Origin of the sequence: Bacteroides sp. AR20, from assembly GCF_964250605.1 — a bacterium.
Taxonomy (GTDB): domain Bacteria; phylum Bacteroidota; class Bacteroidia; order Bacteroidales; family Bacteroidaceae; genus Bacteroides; species Bacteroides uniformis.
The window spans coordinates 88,062-105,233 of record NZ_CAXUGK010000014.1; the positions used below are offsets into that span (position 1 = coordinate 88,062).

General features: G+C 40.0%; 12 protein-coding genes and 1 pseudogene. 8 read left to right on the forward strand and 5 right to left on the reverse strand.

Features of this window, described 5'->3' with window-relative positions; genetic code table 11:
• Positions 1-60 precede the first annotated feature (60 nt).
• Positions 61-978: a tRNA (adenosine(37)-N6)-dimethylallyltransferase MiaA gene (miaA, locus tag ACESTD_RS09225; protein WP_005835499.1), complete on the reverse strand. Its 918-nt coding sequence runs from the start codon at positions 976-978 to the stop codon at positions 61-63.
• 628 nt (positions 979-1,606) lie between these two features.
• Between miaA and ACESTD_RS09230 the strand changes: the two genes are divergently transcribed.
• Both ACESTD_RS09230 and ACESTD_RS09235 read left to right on the forward strand, forming a co-directional pair.
• The gene (locus ACESTD_RS09230; RefSeq protein ID WP_034523111.1) at positions 1,607-2,899 is read left to right on the forward strand and encodes an MATE family efflux transporter; all 1,293 of its coding nucleotides are present in this window, start codon (positions 1,607-1,609) and stop codon (positions 2,897-2,899) included.
• 14 nt (positions 2,900-2,913) lie between these two features.
• On the forward strand, positions 2,914-3,534 hold the full coding sequence (locus ACESTD_RS09235) for a CatB-related O-acetyltransferase (protein WP_005828836.1): 621 nt from the start codon (positions 2,914-2,916) through the stop codon (positions 3,532-3,534).
• Positions 3,535-3,544: 10 nt separating this feature from the next.
• Here ACESTD_RS09235 and ACESTD_RS09240 read toward each other — a convergent pair whose 3' ends face one another.
• A complete protein-coding gene (locus ACESTD_RS09240) occupies positions 3,545-5,605 on the reverse strand; it encodes a 3'-5' exonuclease (RefSeq protein ID WP_373158812.1) in 2,061 nt (686 codons plus the stop codon).
• 127 nt (positions 5,606-5,732) lie between these two features.
• Between ACESTD_RS09240 and ACESTD_RS09245 the strand changes: the two genes are divergently transcribed.
• Entirely contained in the window at positions 5,733-6,317 is a 585-nt protein-coding gene (locus tag ACESTD_RS09245) for a nucleotidyltransferase domain-containing protein (RefSeq protein WP_373158811.1), read from the forward strand.
• A 2-nt stretch (positions 6,318-6,319) separates the two neighbouring features.
• On the opposite strand, the gene ACESTD_RS09250 is transcribed toward ACESTD_RS09245, so the two are convergent.
• Complete coding sequence (locus ACESTD_RS09250; protein WP_005828828.1) at positions 6,320-7,084, reverse strand: LuxR C-terminal-related transcriptional regulator; 765 nt, start codon at positions 7,082-7,084, stop codon at positions 6,320-6,322.
• A 167-nt stretch (positions 7,085-7,251) separates the two neighbouring features.
• Between ACESTD_RS09250 and ACESTD_RS09255 the strand changes: the two genes are divergently transcribed.
• Together ACESTD_RS09255 and ACESTD_RS09260 are read left to right on the forward strand one after the other, a co-directional pair.
• Complete coding sequence (locus tag ACESTD_RS09255) at positions 7,252-7,716, forward strand: DUF2867 domain-containing protein (RefSeq protein WP_005835508.1); 465 nt, start codon at positions 7,252-7,254, stop codon at positions 7,714-7,716.
• A gap of 259 nt (positions 7,717-7,975) precedes the next feature.
• Entirely contained in the window at positions 7,976-9,154 is a 1,179-nt protein-coding gene (locus tag ACESTD_RS09260; RefSeq protein ID WP_347072967.1) for a DUF4062 domain-containing protein, read from the forward strand.
• On the opposite strand, the gene ACESTD_RS09265 is transcribed toward ACESTD_RS09260, so the two are convergent.
• Together ACESTD_RS09265 and ACESTD_RS09270 are read right to left on the reverse strand one after the other, a co-directional pair.
• Positions 9,149-10,549: a helix-turn-helix domain-containing protein gene (locus ACESTD_RS09265; protein WP_057097188.1), complete on the reverse strand. Its 1,401-nt coding sequence runs from the start codon at positions 10,547-10,549 to the stop codon at positions 9,149-9,151. The two genes, ACESTD_RS09260 and ACESTD_RS09265, sit on opposite strands and share 6 nt — an antisense overlap.
• A 56-nt stretch (positions 10,550-10,605) precedes the next feature.
• Positions 10,606-11,434: pseudogene (locus ACESTD_RS09270) on the reverse strand (AraC family transcriptional regulator).
• Between the two features lie 1,064 nt (positions 11,435-12,498).
• Here ACESTD_RS09270 and ACESTD_RS09275 point away from each other — a divergent pair.
• Genes ACESTD_RS09275 through ACESTD_RS09285 form a run of 3 tightly spaced genes read left to right on the forward strand, consistent with a single transcriptional unit; the run spans position 12,499 to position 17,136 of the window.
• The gene (locus ACESTD_RS09275) at positions 12,499-15,195 is read left to right on the forward strand and encodes a SusC/RagA family TonB-linked outer membrane protein (protein ID WP_373158810.1); all 2,697 of its coding nucleotides are present in this window, start codon (positions 12,499-12,501) and stop codon (positions 15,193-15,195) included.
• A gap of 12 nt (positions 15,196-15,207) precedes the next feature.
• Entirely contained in the window at positions 15,208-16,824 is a 1,617-nt protein-coding gene (locus ACESTD_RS09280; RefSeq protein WP_005641955.1) for a RagB/SusD family nutrient uptake outer membrane protein, read from the forward strand.
• Positions 16,825-16,833: 9 nt separating this feature from the next.
• On the forward strand, positions 16,834-17,136 hold the full coding sequence (locus tag ACESTD_RS09285) for a cyclic nucleotide-binding domain-containing protein (RefSeq protein WP_225982676.1): 303 nt from the start codon (positions 16,834-16,836) through the stop codon (positions 17,134-17,136).
• Positions 17,137-17,172 lie beyond the last annotated feature (36 nt).

Below are 17,172 nucleotides of genomic sequence, written 5' to 3' on the forward strand. Positions count from 1 at the left end.
ATTTACAATTTGACTATTTACTATTTACGATTTAAATCACCCGGTCACTTTATCATTTCATCATCCTTCCAACTTCTTCTTTACAAAAGCTATCTTTTCTTCCATCGGCCACCGGGCATTCATCCAATGGATGGTAAATCCACGCCGTTCCATACGGCGGAACCAGGTCATCTGGCGTTTGGCAAACTGGTGGATGGCTGTTTCCAGTTGCGTGAACATCTCTTCATAGGTCAACTTGCCGATGACATAAAGTGTCAGATACTTGTATTCCAGTCCGTAATAGATGAGGTCATCCGGTTGGATGCCTTGCTCTATCAGACGTCGCACTTCGTCTATCATTCCTTCTTCCAGGCGCTGGTGCAGGCGGCGGGTGATTTTCTCCCGACGCAATTCCCGGTCGATGTCCACACCTATGATGAGACTGTTCATCTGGGGGAAGGAACGTTCGTCTACTGGGGTATGGGCATAATACTCTTCGATTTCGATGGCTCGTATGGCACGTTTGGCTGTGTCCACATCCGTAGTATTGTGCAGGCTTTTGTAACCTTTCAGTATGTCGGTCAGTTCTTCCAGCGATTTGTCCGCCAGACGGGTGCGCAACTCAGGATTCTCGGGTACGGGCAGCAGACGGTAGCCTTTCAGCACTGATTCGAGATACATTCCGGTTCCTCCACATACAACGGGCAGGCAACCTTTTTGTTTAATAGTCTCGTAAGCATTCAAGAAATCACGCTGATACTCGAAAACATTGTACTTATAGCCCGGGTCGGCTATGTCGATGAGGTGATAGGGAATCTGTTTCCCGTCGACGGTATAGTCGGCAAGGTCTTTGCCGGTGCCCAGGTCCATCCCCCGGTAGATTTGCCGTGAATCGGCACTGATGATTTCCGTATGGAGTTCGGCGGCCAAGGCGGCTGCAAATGGAGTCTTTCCTGAGGCGGTAGGCCCTAATATGGCGATTAAATCATAGTCTGGCATATATAAGTTCTTGTTAATCTCATTACAAAGATAGTGCAAACCGAATGCAGAATAAAATGAACTCGTTCATTTTTTATGCTGAGGTGCAGCTTATCTTCGTGTTAGTGCAAAGATAATGCAAACTGGGAGTATAATGGAAAGAACTTGCTTATTTTTTTACGTGATGCTATACCTCCTTTTCTATTTTGAAGCAGAAAAAGTGAAAAAGGACGTGAAAACGAGCATTTATCTTATTAAAATGTGTTATGAAAAATGCTTTTTTTCTTGGAAAGTTTGTCAATGTCCCAAAAGTCCGTACCTTTGCAATGTGTTTTTCATAGTATTAGATTTAAGGTTAACAAAGGTTGGAGTACAGCGGTACTCCTTTTTTTATGCCCTAAACTGAACTTTGGCACATTTTTTTCTGTACTTTTGCACTATATCTTGAATGAACAAACATATTCACCTTTTATGAAGCTCTGTATATAGCTACGCTCAACGAATAGCCCTGCTTGATAAAGCTATTCAGCTATCTGGCAAGCGATGCCCCGTTTGCCATAGAGATTGTATATCCTTTTATTCATGAATTTGCAGGATAGCATGCTGTACTTGTACAGTGTGTTGTTTTGTGCTATTTTATTGTTGAGCAATGCATTATACATATAAACAGATATGGCTTATCAACTTTCCGGTAATGATGAGCATTTTGATGGAGCAGCTGATAAATATAACCGATGCTGTTTTCTTAGGTCACGTTGGCGAGGTGGAATTGGGAGCATCTGCCATTGCAGGGATTTATTATTTGGCGATCTACATGCTTGGGTTTGGATTTAGTATCGGATTGCAGGTGATGATTGCCCGAAGGAATGGAGAATGTGATTATGGTAAGGCTGGGAAGATATTCTTTCAAGGTTTCTTCTTTTTATCGGGATTGGCCATTTTGCTTTGTCTGCTGATGCAGGCAAGTTCTCCTTTCATATTGGGAAGGTTGATTTCCTCACCGGAGATTTATCGGGCTGTAATTCAGTATCTGGACTGGCGCAGTTTCGGTTTGCTGTTTTCGTTTCCGTTTTTGGCTATCCGTTCTTTTCTTGTGGGAATAACATGCACTCGGGCATTATCGTGGGCTGCAGCCGTTGCAGTAGTGATTAATATTCCTTTGAATTATATTCTGATATTCGTTGGAGGACTGGGAATATCGGGAGCTGCCATTGCTTCTTCTCTGGCAGAGATGGGTTCTTTGGCGATGCTTCTTTTCTACGTATGGCTGAAAATAGATAAAGGGAAATATGGATTGAAACCGGTATATGACGGAAAGCTGTTGGTAGATGTGCTGAGCTTGTCGGTATGGAGCATGCTTCATGCCTTTATCAGCGTAGCTCCGTGGCTCTTGTTTTTTGTGGCGGTGGAACATTTGGGTAAAACGGAATTAGCCATTTCCAATATTACGCGAAGTGTATCTGCTGTCTTTTTTGTAATAGTCAATTCTTTTGCGGTCACTACGGGTTCGCTGGTCAGTAATGCGATTGGGGCTGGAGAAAGGAGGGCTGTTTTCATTATCTGCCGTAAGATACTGAGGTTGGGCTATTCTGTTGGATTTCCACTGATAGGGGTAGCTGTATGCTGTAATCGCTTGATAATAGGAATCTATACAGATAACGAACTGTTGACGGAGCAGGCTTTCATCCCTTTTGTTGTGACGTTGCTGAATTATACCTTTGCCTTGCCAGGCTATGTATATCTCAACGCAGTTGGAGGGACCGGTAAAACCCGGATTACTTTTCTTTTCCAAGTGACTACCACTGTCGTGTATTTGGGGTATCTTTATTGGTTAAGCGCTTGCACTCATGCATCCTTGGCTATTTACTTAACGGCAGAATACCTTTTTGTGATTTTGCTGGCACTGCAATCGGTTTTCTATTTAAGAAGTAAACAATATTAGAAACATATCGAATTATGATGACTAAAATATATCCGCGTACGGGAGATAAGCAAACCGTATATCTTAATGCTGTTGTAAAGGATCCTCGAATAGAGGTTGGTGACTATACTATTTATAATGATTTTGTAGCTGACCCTTTGTTGTTCGAGAAAAACAATGTGCTGTATCATTACCCCATCCATCAGGAGAGGCTGGTTATTGGTAAATTCTGTTCCATTGCTTGCGGTACGAAATTTCTGTTCAACTGTGCCAATCATACGTTGAAATCTCTGTCTACTTATACATTTCCTTTATTTTACGAAGAGTGGGGATTGAAGAAATCGGACATAACGGATGCATGGGATGACAAAGGAGATATTATAATAGGTAATGATGTTTGGATTGGTTATGAAGCGGTGATAATGGCTGGTGTTCATATAGGAGATGGGGCGATTATTGGTGCACGTGCTGTTGTGACTAAAGATGTTCCCCCTTATACAATTGTAGGGGGAACTCCTGCCAAAGAAATCAGGAAACGTTTTGATGAGGATGTGGTGAAGAAATTATTGCGGCTGCAATGGTGGGATTGGTCGATTGATGAGATACGCTGTTACTTGCCGCATCTTGTACAAGGCTGTTGGGATAGATTTCCTTAATAATCCATCATCAGTGAGTTGCCGGTCTTGCCTCGTGAAATGTCAAGGTTAGGCGGTGCATAGCTCTGGTTACAGCTACATAAAGCATACTCTTGTCAATCTCCGAACGGTAATTTCTCTCATCCGTCTGTGGAATAATGACTTCGTCAAACTCAAGCCCTTTTGCCATGTGGGCAGAGGTGATGACGATGCCTTGCACAAATGCGGAGCTTTGACTTGATAGGAAGCTGATATCATTGGCATATGATTTCAGCATGTCTGCCATCTTCCTGGCTTGCTGCTCCGTCTTGCATATGATGCCAAGAGACTTATATCCGGATTTCCGGTAAGTGGAGATTAGCCCCATAATGCCGGACAGTTCTTCTACGGCACTGCCGAACTGCAGGATTTGTGGCTTTTCTCCATGCCGGGCAACCGGTTCCAGCTCTGCGTTAGGATGAATCTTTTGCGCAAAATCCGTAATCTCGAAGGTGGAACGATAACTCTTACACAATTTCATGATTTCACTTGCAGTAAGTGACTTTTGGATAGTTTCTGCTGTGGATGAGCCATAAGGATTCACGGACTGTCCTGCATCGCCCAACACGGTTTTCCGGCATGGAAAGAGTTTCTGTATTACCTTGTACTGTATGGGCGAATAGTCCTGCATCTCATCTATCAACAGATGTTTGACTCTGAATGGCTGGTTCCCGTTTCCCTCCAATGCCAAGTGTAGGTATGCCAGCGGTGCCAAGTCTGAGTATTCGAGTGTATGTCCCTTTCGCATTTTGAACATTCCGGGATTATTTGTCCATTTAAAGAAATCTTTGTAGACTTGAATGTCGTTATTGCCTGCAAACATTAGTCTGATTTCTTTTTTCAAAAGGTTTCTGCCGGCGGTGGTTACCGTAAAGGCGTATTGTATTTTCAACATATCCAGCATATAATCAGCCATAGCATCAAATCGTCGGCGTATGGGATAACGGTTGAAACGTAGGTACTGTTCTTCAATAAACGGGGCAGGTATGGTGATGTATTTGGTCAGCTTCACGTCTGCTGCCTTGAAGTAGGTGTTCTCTATGTGGAGGATAAACTTGTCAAGCTCTGAAATGAAGCCGAAAGAGGCTTTATAGGCTATTCTGTCGATGAGGCTTGAGGATGGCTTTTCTAACAGTTCATTCACTAGCCCGAAGTATGTTTGGTACTTATATTTGTGTTCCAACACTCCGGAGAGTATTTGTTCCATACTGGTTTCGGGCACGGTTTCTTCCCCAAGTTCGGGGAGGACGTTGGAGATATAATCGGAAAACACTTTGTTGGGGGAGATAATCAGAATATCTTTTGATGAGATGCTGTCTCTGAAGGTATAGAGCAGGTAGGCTATGCGGTGCAGGGCTATGGATGTTTTTCCAGAGCCGGCCACTCCTTGAATAATAAGCGTGCGGATATCTTCGTTGCGGATAATCCGGTTCTGTTCCCGTTGGATGGTGGCAACGATATTTTTCATCTTGTCATCTGCATTGGAACTTAACTCTTTTTGCAGAATGTCGTCATGGACGGTCAGGGCACTTTCAATCATAAATTCCATTTTGCCGCCCCGAATTCTGTATTGGCGTTTTAGGGAAATTACTCCTTTAATCTCTCCCGATGGAGACCGATAGACTGCTTCTCCTAATTCATGGTCATAGAACATGCTCGAAACGGGTGCTCGCCAGTCATGGATAAGGGTAGCTCGACTTTCCGGGTCATAGAAGGTATGGATACCTATATAGATAGGCATCACTTTGCTGTTTTCTTTCTTTTCCAAAAAATCAATTCGTCCGAAGTAAGGAATGGCAAGTATCTTGGTGAGCCGCTTATGCTTGTTGATTACACTTTCCCCCAAGGCAAAATGGTTCAGGATGCTTTCGCGCATGGAGCGTATCTCGTGTGGGTCGATGTCTTTGTTGGACCAGATATAGTCTTTGTATTCTGCCAAGGTGTCGACGTGGTCTTTCACGGATGCGTCGGTATTACCGATAACCTTTTTCAGAAAACTGATTATTTGCTTTAAATATTCTTTCTCTTGTTTCTCTGTTTGATTGAATGCCATAATTAGTTGTTGCTAAAAGATAAGACAGTGTGCAAAATTAGTGTATTGTATCGGGAAGGGAAATGGCTATTTATAGCTATATACTGGGAAGTTTTATATCTTTGCACATTCAAAAAAGTGGAGGTAAATGGACATTCATGAGCTTGCAAGGCAGAATCAGCAATCTGCATGGAAAGTATTGGAAGATACCTGTATTATTGAAGCATGGGAGCGCATTGGAGCAACCGTTCGTTTGGTGGGCTCACTCCGTACTGGGCTGTTGGTGAAAAGTAGGGATATAGATATCCATATTTATACCGATAGGTTGGATGTAGGAGAGAGCTTTTCGGTCATCCGGGAACTTGCGGAACGGTTGCCTTTGCAGGAAATACAATATAGGAACCTTATCCATACGGAGGAAGAGTGCATGGAGTGGCATGCTTTATATAAGGATAGAGAACAGAATATTTGGAAGTTTGATATGATTCACATCCGGAAAGGTTCCAGGTATGATGGTGTTGTAGAAAAGGTGACTGCCGCTATTGCGGAGCGCCTTACTCCTGAAATTAGGAAAACGATATTGCAAATCAAATTCGATGTGCCGGATGGTGTAACGATTCCAGGTATAGAGATTTATCATGCTGTCTTTACGGGAGGTGTCGGCACTTATAAGGAGCTTGAAGAGTGGCGCAAAACAAATCAGTTGGCGGATGGTCTCGGTTGGCTTCCGTAATCTTAGAGGTAGATACCAAGATTTTCTACTATATGGATGGCTTCCATTATATTGTTGGCATTTAACTTGCTTAGGATGTTTTTCCGGTGATTGTTCACAGTATAGATGCTCACTCCCAGCTGGTAAGCGATTTCCTTGCTTAGAAAACCTTGTCGGATGAGTCGTAATATTTCTTTCTCCCGGTTGGATAATTGTTTGTCGGGAGAAACAGTGCATGTTGGAAGCATCTCTCCCGTTTTTCTGTTCACCACCGTCCGTTTGATTCTTTCGATAGGGGTCTGGTCGGGAAGTATATCCATTACTCCCATAATTATCCAGGCTTTACCATTCCGGTCTGTTTCTATGACTTGTTGCCGGCTGCTTACATTGATATACTGTTGCCGTGCATTCAACATACGGAATTGAAATATTTGCCGGTAATCATTTCTTTCTTCCGGTGGGAGTGAGTAGATGAACTGTCCATGCTCGATTTGGCATTCCGTGAGTTGCATTCTGTCATCAGGATGTATTCTCTCTTCCAGTAAATCGCCTTGTTGCCTGATTGTCTTTATCCAAGTGGGATTGTATCCGAAAAGATGGGCAAAACTGTCGGATGCAAAATCGTATCTCTCTTTAAATACGTCAACTGTAAAAATACAGCTCTGGCTCATTTGTGAGAACGCTTGCACGGATATTCTTTTCTTGTTCCACAAATCATAGTCCACATCGGGACCGCTAATCTGCTGTCTTGCCCATAATTCTTTGGGAGTTGTCTTGTTGGTAGTCATGGAACAAAGATAACTGATAATTTTCTTTTGAGCTTTATCTTTTACGGGATAATATTATTTCTAAGAATATGTTGTAGGGTTGGATTAAGTGGCTACCTTTGTAGGCCGTGTCATTGGGGACGTCGTGAATGAAAAGCAAACGAGTAATAAATTCAATATGTGATAAGATGAAAGATATACCGGCAGACAGCTTAATAAAGAATTATTTTCCTGTAGATTATATAGATTCTTTTTCTAAAGTGATGGTCACTGGGCAGGCTTTGACACCGGAAGATTTTCGCAATCTTGCCTTCAGCCGATTTCCTAAGTGGATTGGTTGGCTCATGAATTTTAGGAATGCGATTGTAAAGCCATTAGGACTGGATACAGCAACTAGATTTACAGATATGGTCTTGGATAAAAATCTGCATGAAGAAATTCTCGGAATGCCGGATAAGCATCTTGATTTCCATGTGTCCATGTGGTGCGGGGAATATCACGAAGGAAAACAAGAACTTCGGATTACTACTGTTGTGAAGTACAATAATTGGCTGGGAAGGGCATATTTCTTTATTATCAGACCTTTTCATGGGATAATAGTAAAGTCTATCTTAAAGCATGTTGCTGGGGATAGGGGGAGTGGGTGTAAATAAATACTCCCATTGAAATATTATCATTTCAATGGGAGTATTTATTTGAGTGGTGCCACCAGAACCGAAAGTCGGTTTGTATGGCACTATTTCTCAATAAGTTATATCTTTATCACGATGTTAGTCCCTTGAATAAGGTTTTCACAGCTTTGCACCGTTCAACACAAGTTTGTATCTTGGGTACGATTTCTAAATGCAAAGGTAATATTTCTTTCTAAAATTAGTGCTTTTGCATAGAAAAAATTTATCTTTGCAAAAAAATATGCCACAAACTATATCATTATATAAATTGTTCTTGGCATCACCAAGTGATGTAAAAGAAGAACGTTTAATTGTAGAGAACGTTATTAACGATTTTAATAATACATATTCTTCGCAGTTAAATGCAAGAATAGAATTATGTAGTTGGGAAAAATCGAGTTATCCTTCTGTCGGTGAATATCCCCAAGCTGTGATTAATTCCCAAATAGGTGATGAATATGATATTTTTTTAGGAATATTATGGACTAGATTTGGTTCAAAGACACTAAATTATGAATCTGGTACGGAAGAAGAGTTTTATAGAGCATTAGAGCGTAGCCAACAAGCCGGTAAAGTACATATAATGATGTATTTTAATATTGAAGGAGTACCTTTAGATTCTTTAGATATTGAACAATATTCTAAAGTTAGAGCTTTTCAAAAACAAATAGCAGAATTAGGCTGTTATTATTTTACATATGTAAGTTCAGAGAATTTTAAAAATGATTTGCGTGCTCATTTATATAAAGTTATAGAGAATTGGAATGTTAATAGTAAACCTTTAACTACACAAGTAAATTTGTCCAATTTACCTGTCATTATAGAACCCATTGAAGATGAAGTCTCCGAATTAGGATTATTAGAATTTCAGGATATTTTAAATACTAAGTCTGCGGAAGCTGTAAAATCTTTAAATGAAATAACCGTTTCAACTATTTGGATAGGTGAACAAATTTCTGAATCTGCCCAAAAACTGAATATGATTAATGAACAAAAGCCTGTAAATCAGATTCAATTAGCTAGAGCTGTTATTAATACTTCTGCTAAAGCGATGAATCAATACGCTATGAAAATTGAACAACCAATTCAAAATTGGATTATTTCTTTTGAAGAAATCGTAGGGGCTTTTAAAGGATTATTGCAAGTTTCTGATAATATTATTCCGGAGGAATCTTGGCAAGAGAATAAAGAAGCACTTCGTTTATTATTGAGTAATGTGGATTCGTCATATGGGCAATTAGTCGAATTTTACAAATCAGTTAAAGGGCTACCTAAAATGACTCAATATATTATATTGGCAAAGAAAAATGTTTGCTCTAAATTAAAAGAACTATTAGATAGTATAGATAGGTGTAAAATATCTGCTAATGAAATGATTGATTTGATTAATAAAAAGTTATTTGATTCAGATAATTTATAAATATTGTAATCCATTTTTTGTAAAATATCCTCCAGTTTTGGGCGCACCCCTAAACTCTATTAAGTCTTTGTCTTGTAAAATCTTGATATATCGCATAGTCGTTCTTAAGCTTTTGTTGATATGCTTACTGATTTCAGAAGCATTTAAGCCGGGAGTAGTTACCAGTAGATTGAGAATAGCTTGTTCATTCTCGTTTATAGTATCATTTACTATGTCATTTACTATGCCATTTACTGTGTCATAGTTGGCAGAGTTAGAGATTTGGCGTTTGAATACTGCTGTAAACATCCCCTCTGTATGGAATTCCGGTTCGGGCAGATTTGCTTCCCTCATGGCTTCCTGCATACGAGGAATACCGGATGCAACTCTTTCTACTAAGTGCATACGGGTAAATAAACTGAAAATTAGTGGATTACGTGTCATGCTTTTATGCCCGAAATCTTTAGCCACAACAGGCAGAAGTCCTCCGGGATTGGAAATCTCTACCCGGTCGTCAAACATTTCTATCATAATGCTTGCACCTTGTTCATAGTAATCACGATGTGACAGAGCGTTTATAATGGCTTCTTTAAATACGGTCAGAGGTATTTCCCAAATTTCTTCTCTTGGTCCTGTTCCCTCTATTTTATAGGCTACTTGCAGTTTACTTTCCAACCAAGCTATAGCCTGTAGATATTGCTGGTACAATGAGCCTCCGAATGTTTTATCATCTATAATATAGACTTTATTCGTTCCCTTGAAAAGAACACACCTTGTGATAGCATGTGGAAACTTTCGTTCAGGTTGCTTGCCGAAGAACATCGCTGCACCGTTCTTTGCCGTTCCATTCTCGGTAAACAGTTCCAAGTTTTCAAATATTTGTTTGTCGGGTGTGGACGGACTTAGTTTTGCTTCTGTTCGGAAATCCTTAATCATCTGTTCATCTGCATCTGTGTAGATATTGAACCAATGGCAGGGTATATGGTCGAAGAAGATTTTGTTACACTCCTGAAAGAAGCTGCGCATTTCTTCGGCTGTGCGAAGTTTCTGTGAGTTTGCCCCCTCACGGACATAGATAGAACCGGAAAATATATAAGGTTTATCCTTGCCGGACGGAACATCAATCACCCAAACAGTTTTATTCACAATATTTACGGAATACAATTCACAGTGGAGTGCAGGAGATATTTCGCTGATAGAACCTTGAATAGCAGAACGCTTATCGTTTTCTAAGTTAGTATCTACCACTTGTCCGTTATCATCTACTCCAATAAGCAAATATCCTCCGTCTGCATTGGCGAAAGCACATATTTCCTCTGTCAGTTCACGCACCTTTGAAGGAACACGAACCTTAAATTCTACATTGTAGCCTTCTCCGCTATCAATAAGTGATTGTATGTTTTCTGTATTTAGCATGAATTTTATCTTAACAATGCAAATTTACGGATAAATCAGTGAAAACAAAATAGTTGTCATAAATTCCTTTTCCTAAATTCAGAGGGTATGACGCCTTTATATTTTTTGAATAGCTTGTTTAAGTGGCTTTCATCTGTAAAGCCTAATTCAGCAGCAATCTCATTGATTCTCATTTCGCTATGCAATAATCTGTTTTCTACTAACTTCAACTTATATTTGATGATGTATTGTTGCATTGTTTCATTTGTATGCTTTTTAAAATAGCGCCCCAAATAATTTTGCGAGATGCCAAAATGCTGGCTAATAGTGTCTGCCTTTATTTTATCGGGATTATATATATTGTTTTGGATATATTGCAAAATATCCAATGTCTTTTCCTCTGAACGTTCATCAATCTTTTCAGGCAGATACTTGGCAATGTTACGAGTAACGATGACTATCAATGTATTTATTAATTGTTGTATCAGTTCTTTGTTATACAAATCTTGATTTACATATTCTCTTATAAGAGCTTCTATTATAGACTTTATAAGCGGTTTATCCGTGATGTTTTTTAAGATACAACCCGGTTGATGATTGGCATGTTGAAGAATAAATTCTAAGTTCTTAATATTTTTAGTTCCAAAGAAACCAGAATGAATATATATATATATCATTAAAACGAATGAAAAAGAATTTGGTAGTAGTATGAATATCAAAAGAATGGCAATCTTGAGGGGTTATTAGAAACATATGTCCCTCATGATAATCAAATTTATTATTATTGATGCATTGTAAACCTGTTCCGGAAAGGATATAAACCAATTCAAAAAATGTATGTTCATGCTCTTTAAGAGGAGATTCTTCGAGCTCTTTTACGCTGATTTCCAAAAAAAGTATTTGCAACCAGTTATTACTCAATATTTTGTGAGTTATAAGTCAGAAATATGGGCATAACCTTTAGGGGTACATTCTAAAAGGTGAAGATTTAACCTTTTTATTATTTCTTAACACTCAAAGAGCGGTGGTAGAGGGTATTTTCCCTCTTTTCGGTACTTTATTGATGGTTCGATGTTCCCATCTTTCCACATTGCTTGGCTCGTTCGCACAAGCCACTACAAAGGTACTACAATTTCCAATAAAGGCAAGAGGACAGCAATTCAAATCTATTATTTTTGAGGGAGTGAAATCTGCCGCTTGCCAAATTTCTCTCTGTCGAAAATAATAGTCCTCTGAAAAGAATGAAAACAGCATTGATAAAATTGCCTTATTAAGGGGGGGCTATGCTGTTTTATGCTATTATTTCGTCAGTCGTTTATCTCCGTTGCCGGATGCAGTTTTCAGCCAAGCCGATGAATAAGAAAAGGTTTTGGAGCTGTTTACTCTCCAACGGAGGACGAAACTGCTCCAAATGGTTTACCGCTTGAACTTTTCGTTTTCTAAAAGAGGCTTGGCAACCTTTGCATCCGACAAAAGGAGATAAATGACCAGATATATAACAGTAGTATTACATTAAGGTAAAGAACAACCATGGTATAGTATTATTGCAATTTAACTATTTAAAGTTTGTTTATAATCAAATCATTTAAAGATTTTTGTCCTTCTATGATTTTTTGTATTTGATAAATGTCGTAATTAAATAAAAAATATCACGCATAATGACTTTTTCTTTTTTCTAAATTTCTTCAAATGACAAATTATTGTTACCTTTGTAATGTAATGTAGTTAATGGTTGCGCTTATAAAGTCCTTGGAAAGGATTTATGTATAAAAGAGGTAGATGTTTACTCTGTTCTTGCCTGGATTATCAGCATCACTGATATGAAATAACAGAAAAAAATATACAATGGCTAAGCGGACGGACAGGCAGGGAAATAGTACAGATTCCCAATCCCCCTCTTTATAATACATTGCGTATAAGATTTATTAACTGTCTGGTCTGGGGAATCTACAGAGATTTAACGAATCAAGATGGGAAGAGTCAGTCTTTGTCTTGTCATAATGTTCTTCATCTGTAGTGCTCAAAAAATTGATGCACAAGTACAGAATATCAGAGAGAAACAAGATACCATTTCGGCGACTAAATCATTAGAGCATATCAGGCCCGAGAATATCAAGAAGGGACCATTGAATAATGCTTTGGATGTATTGAGTGGTCAGTCTGCCGGTGTGAACGTCACCACTAATGGGACTGACAGGCTCACTATGCTGAATAGTATCCGTGTGCGTGGTACCACATCCATTATGGGTGGCAATGACCCGTTAGTAATTATTGACGGAGTGACATCTGACATCGCTATGCTATCTACCATATATCCCGCAGACATCGAGAGTTTCACTATTTTGAAGAATGCTACCGAAACGGCAATGTACGGTTCCCGTGGTGCTTCAGGTGTAATTGAGATTAAGACCAAGAAAGGAACGGGGCGAGGTTTCGAAATATCATATGATGGCAACTACGGATTCGAGTCAATGTATAAACATCTGCAAATGCTCAACGGCCCGGAGTATATAGCTACAGCAGAGGCACTTGGATTAGATTACAATAATGGTGGCTACAACACCAATTTTCACGATGTAATTACTCGTACGGGCTTGATACATCAGCATCACTTGGCTTTTAGCGGTGGTTCGGAAAACTCAAACTATCGAGCATCGTTCGGTTTTATGGATCATAATACAATTGTCAAAGTTAACGATTACCGAAATTTAGTGGTAAAACTTGATGCTACACAAAAGGCTTTCGATGGTCGCTTAGTTGGCGATTTTGGTGTATATGGCTACTCGTCAAAGATACACGACATTTTCGATACACGAATGCTGTTTTACTCGGCAGCTGCACAGAATCCTACATATCCAGCAGGAACTGATGTTAATGGCAACTGGGTGAAGAACTCGGCTGCATCACACATCAACCACCCCGGAGCACTCCTCTATGAGAAAAATGACTCCGAAGAACGGAATTTCAATACACATTTGGGGCTGAAATTTAATATCCTTGACAATTTGATATTGTCGGCTTTCGGCTCTTATTCATATTCATCTACGGGAAATGCTCAATTTTGTCCTACATGGGTGTGGGCGCAAGGCAATGTTTATCGTGGAGAGTTCAAGGGTGAAGACTACTTTACAAATGTGTCCCTCTCATATAACAATGCTTGGGGAGACTCACACCTTGATGCTGTTGTTGGCGCAGAATATCTTAAACAGGTAAGGACTGGTTTATGGGTGCAGGCAAAAGGAATAACAACAAATGATTTCTCCTATAATAACATCGGAGCAACATCATCGCGTCCTTTCGGTGGTACGAGCAGTAGCTATGAAGACCCGTCACTTGCTTCAATAATGGGTAGTGTCACATATAGTTACAAGGATAGATATTCTATTGCGGCAGCACTCCGTGGAGATGGCTCTTCAATGGTAAGCGATAACAATACTTTCGGATTCTTCCCATCAGTATCACTGGGTTGGGATGTAAAAAAAGAAGGCTTCCTCTCTGATACTGACTTTATAACAATGTTGAAACTAAGAACCGGATATGGTCGGTCAGGAAATCTTGGAGGTATAACATCCTATACAACACTTAATACCGTAAAGGAGAATGGTATCGTATCCATCAACGGTGCACCTACCGTAACAATGGGAAGTATACGCAACACGAATCCGGACCTTAAGTGGGAGACTCGTTCAACATTTAATATCGGTTTTGACTTAGGTATATGGGATAATCGGTTGATGCTTACCTCGGAATTATATTACTCAAAGACAACGGATATGCTCTATGAGTATGATGTTCCCGTTCCGACCTTTGCGTTCGATAAACTGATGGCAAATATCGGCTCGATGTCTAACCAGGGTGTCGAACTAGGAATCTCGGTAGTTCCCATTCAACGAAAGGATATGGAGATGAATATCAACTTCAATATGTCCTACCAGAAGAATAAGTTACTTTCGCTTAGTGGAGAGTATAATGGTATGCATATGACAGCTTCAGATATTACTCCGATTGGCTCGCTTTATGGTGCAGGTCAGAACGGTGGAGACAATAATGTAGTATATCAGACTGTAGGTCAGCCATTGGGGGTATTCTATCTACCTCACTGCAAAGGGCTTAAAGAAAATGAACTTGGTGGCTACAGTTACGATATTGAAGATTTGAATGATGATGGCGAGATTGATTTTAGCGATGGCGGAGACAGGTATATAGCAGGTCAGGCAACCCCCAAGGTAACTATTGGATCAAACATCAGTTTCCGTTACAAGTCCTTTGATATTGCCATGCAGATAAATGGTGCTTTCGGTCATAAGATATTCAATGGCACGGGCTTGGCTTATACCAATATGTCTATATTCCCTGACTACAATGTATTGAAGGGTGCTCCTGAAAAAAATATTATTGATCAGAATGTTTCAGACTATTGGTTGGAAAAAGGTGACTATGTAAATATTGAACATATTACCATAGGCTACAATATTCCAATGAAATCCAAGGCTGTGAAGTCATTGCGTCTTTCGGCAGGCATTAGCAACCTTGCAACAATCACAGGCTATAGCGGTCTTACTCCAATGATAAACAGTTATGTAGTAAGCAACACTTTGGGCATTGACGACAAACGCACCTATCCTTTATATCGTACCTATTCGTTAGGTCTTAGTATTCAATTCTAACCGCTTACAGTTATGAAAAGATATATAAACATATTGATGGTTGCTTTGGCAACGATGATGACCTCTTGTCTTACTGAAGACCCTAGAGATCAACTTTATGAAGAAGACATTTACAACAATGCCAACAACATATATATTAATGCAGTGGCTGTGCTCTACAATTACATTGGTGGCAGTGCAGACAGTGAGGGTTTACAGGGGACCTGTCGTGGGATTTATGACTATAACACACTTACTACAGACGAAGCCATGATACCTATTCGTGGTGGCGACTGGTACGATGGAGGTTTGTGGACGAATATGTATCAGCATAAGTGGAGTCCTAATGATTTACCACTCTACAATACTTGGAAATACCTCTACAAGGTTGTTGTGTTATCGAACAAATCTCTGCATATCATCGATAAGTATAGCCATAACCTATCTGAGGAGCAGAGAGTGGCCTACGAAGCTGAGGTGCGAGCTCTGAGAGCACTTTTCTACTACTACATTATGGATATGTATGGCAGAGTGCCCATCGTAACATCCTATGAACAACCGCAGGATGAAGTTGTGCAGAGCGAGCGTAGCGAGGTTTTCCGTTTTATCGTGAATGAGTTGCAGGAGGTTGCCGAGTTGTTGCCAAATGAGCGTAGTAATAAGATGGGTAACTACTATGGTCGTATAACAACACCTGTAGCTAATTTCCTTTTGGCTAAGTTGGCTCTTAATGCCGAGATATATTGTGATGATAATTGGACTGATGGCGTTCCACGGAACGGTAAAGAGATATTTTTCACCGTCGATGGTGAGAAACTCAACGCTTGGCAGACCTGTATCAAATATTGCAATAAACTTGCCGAGGTAGGTTATCGGTTGGAGGACGATTATAGCTATAATTTCTCTGTGCATAACGAGAACTCCAACGAAAACATATTCACCATTCCGTTGGATAAGAACCTCTATGCTGCGCAGTTCTGGTATCTCTTCCGATCACGACACTACAACCATGGCGGTGCGTTGGGTGGCTCATCGGAAAATGGTACCAGTGCCAATATCTCAACAGTCTTAGCCAACGGATACGGCACAGATGATGTAGATGCTCGCTTTGAAAAGAACTTCTATGCCGGCATCGTAGAGGTTGATGGAAAGCCTGTAATGATGGACAATGGACAGCAGTTGGAGTATTTCCCATTGGAGCTAAAGTTGAATCTTACGGGAAGCTCCTATGTCAAGACAGCTGGTGCTCGTATGGCAAAATATGAGGTTGATAGGACCTCACATTCCGACGGTAGACAACCGGATAACGACATCGTGCTATTCCGCTATGCCGATGCTCTCCTGATGAAGTCCGAGGCAAAGGTACGTAATGGTGAGGATGGCTCGTTGGAGTTGAACGAAGTCCGAGGTCGTGTTGGTATGCCATATCGAGAAGCTACGCTTGAGAACATATTGAAAGAGCGTTTGTTGGAGTTAGTATGGGAAGGCTGGCGACGACAAGATATGGTGCGTTTTGGAGTTTATCACAAATCATACGATCAGCGAGTCCAACTGGCTGATGAGAAAAATGGGTATACCACAGTTTTTCCTATTCCACAAAAAAGTATAGACTTGAACCCAAAATTGAAACAAAATGTTGGATATAAATAACTTTAGCCTATGAGTATTCAATTTGACATTGCAAAACAGATTATAGCTGAAACATGCCCTAATCGCAAACTTAAGTTGGAGAATATTCGCCTTTTTGCAGATATTATTCAGCCTAAGAAATATCAAAAAGGTGATATAATTCTAAATGAAGGTGATATCTGTAATTGCCTATTTTATATAGAAAAGGGATTTATTAGACAGCACTACCTAAGGCATGATAAGGATGTGATAGAACATGGAAAATCCAGTGTAAGCTGCCCCCTAAAACCAAGCGATTCTGCCCCCTTAAAACATTCAACAATGCCCCCTTAAAAAGTCTTGACCGATGGGGTTATTATTATTTTAGTT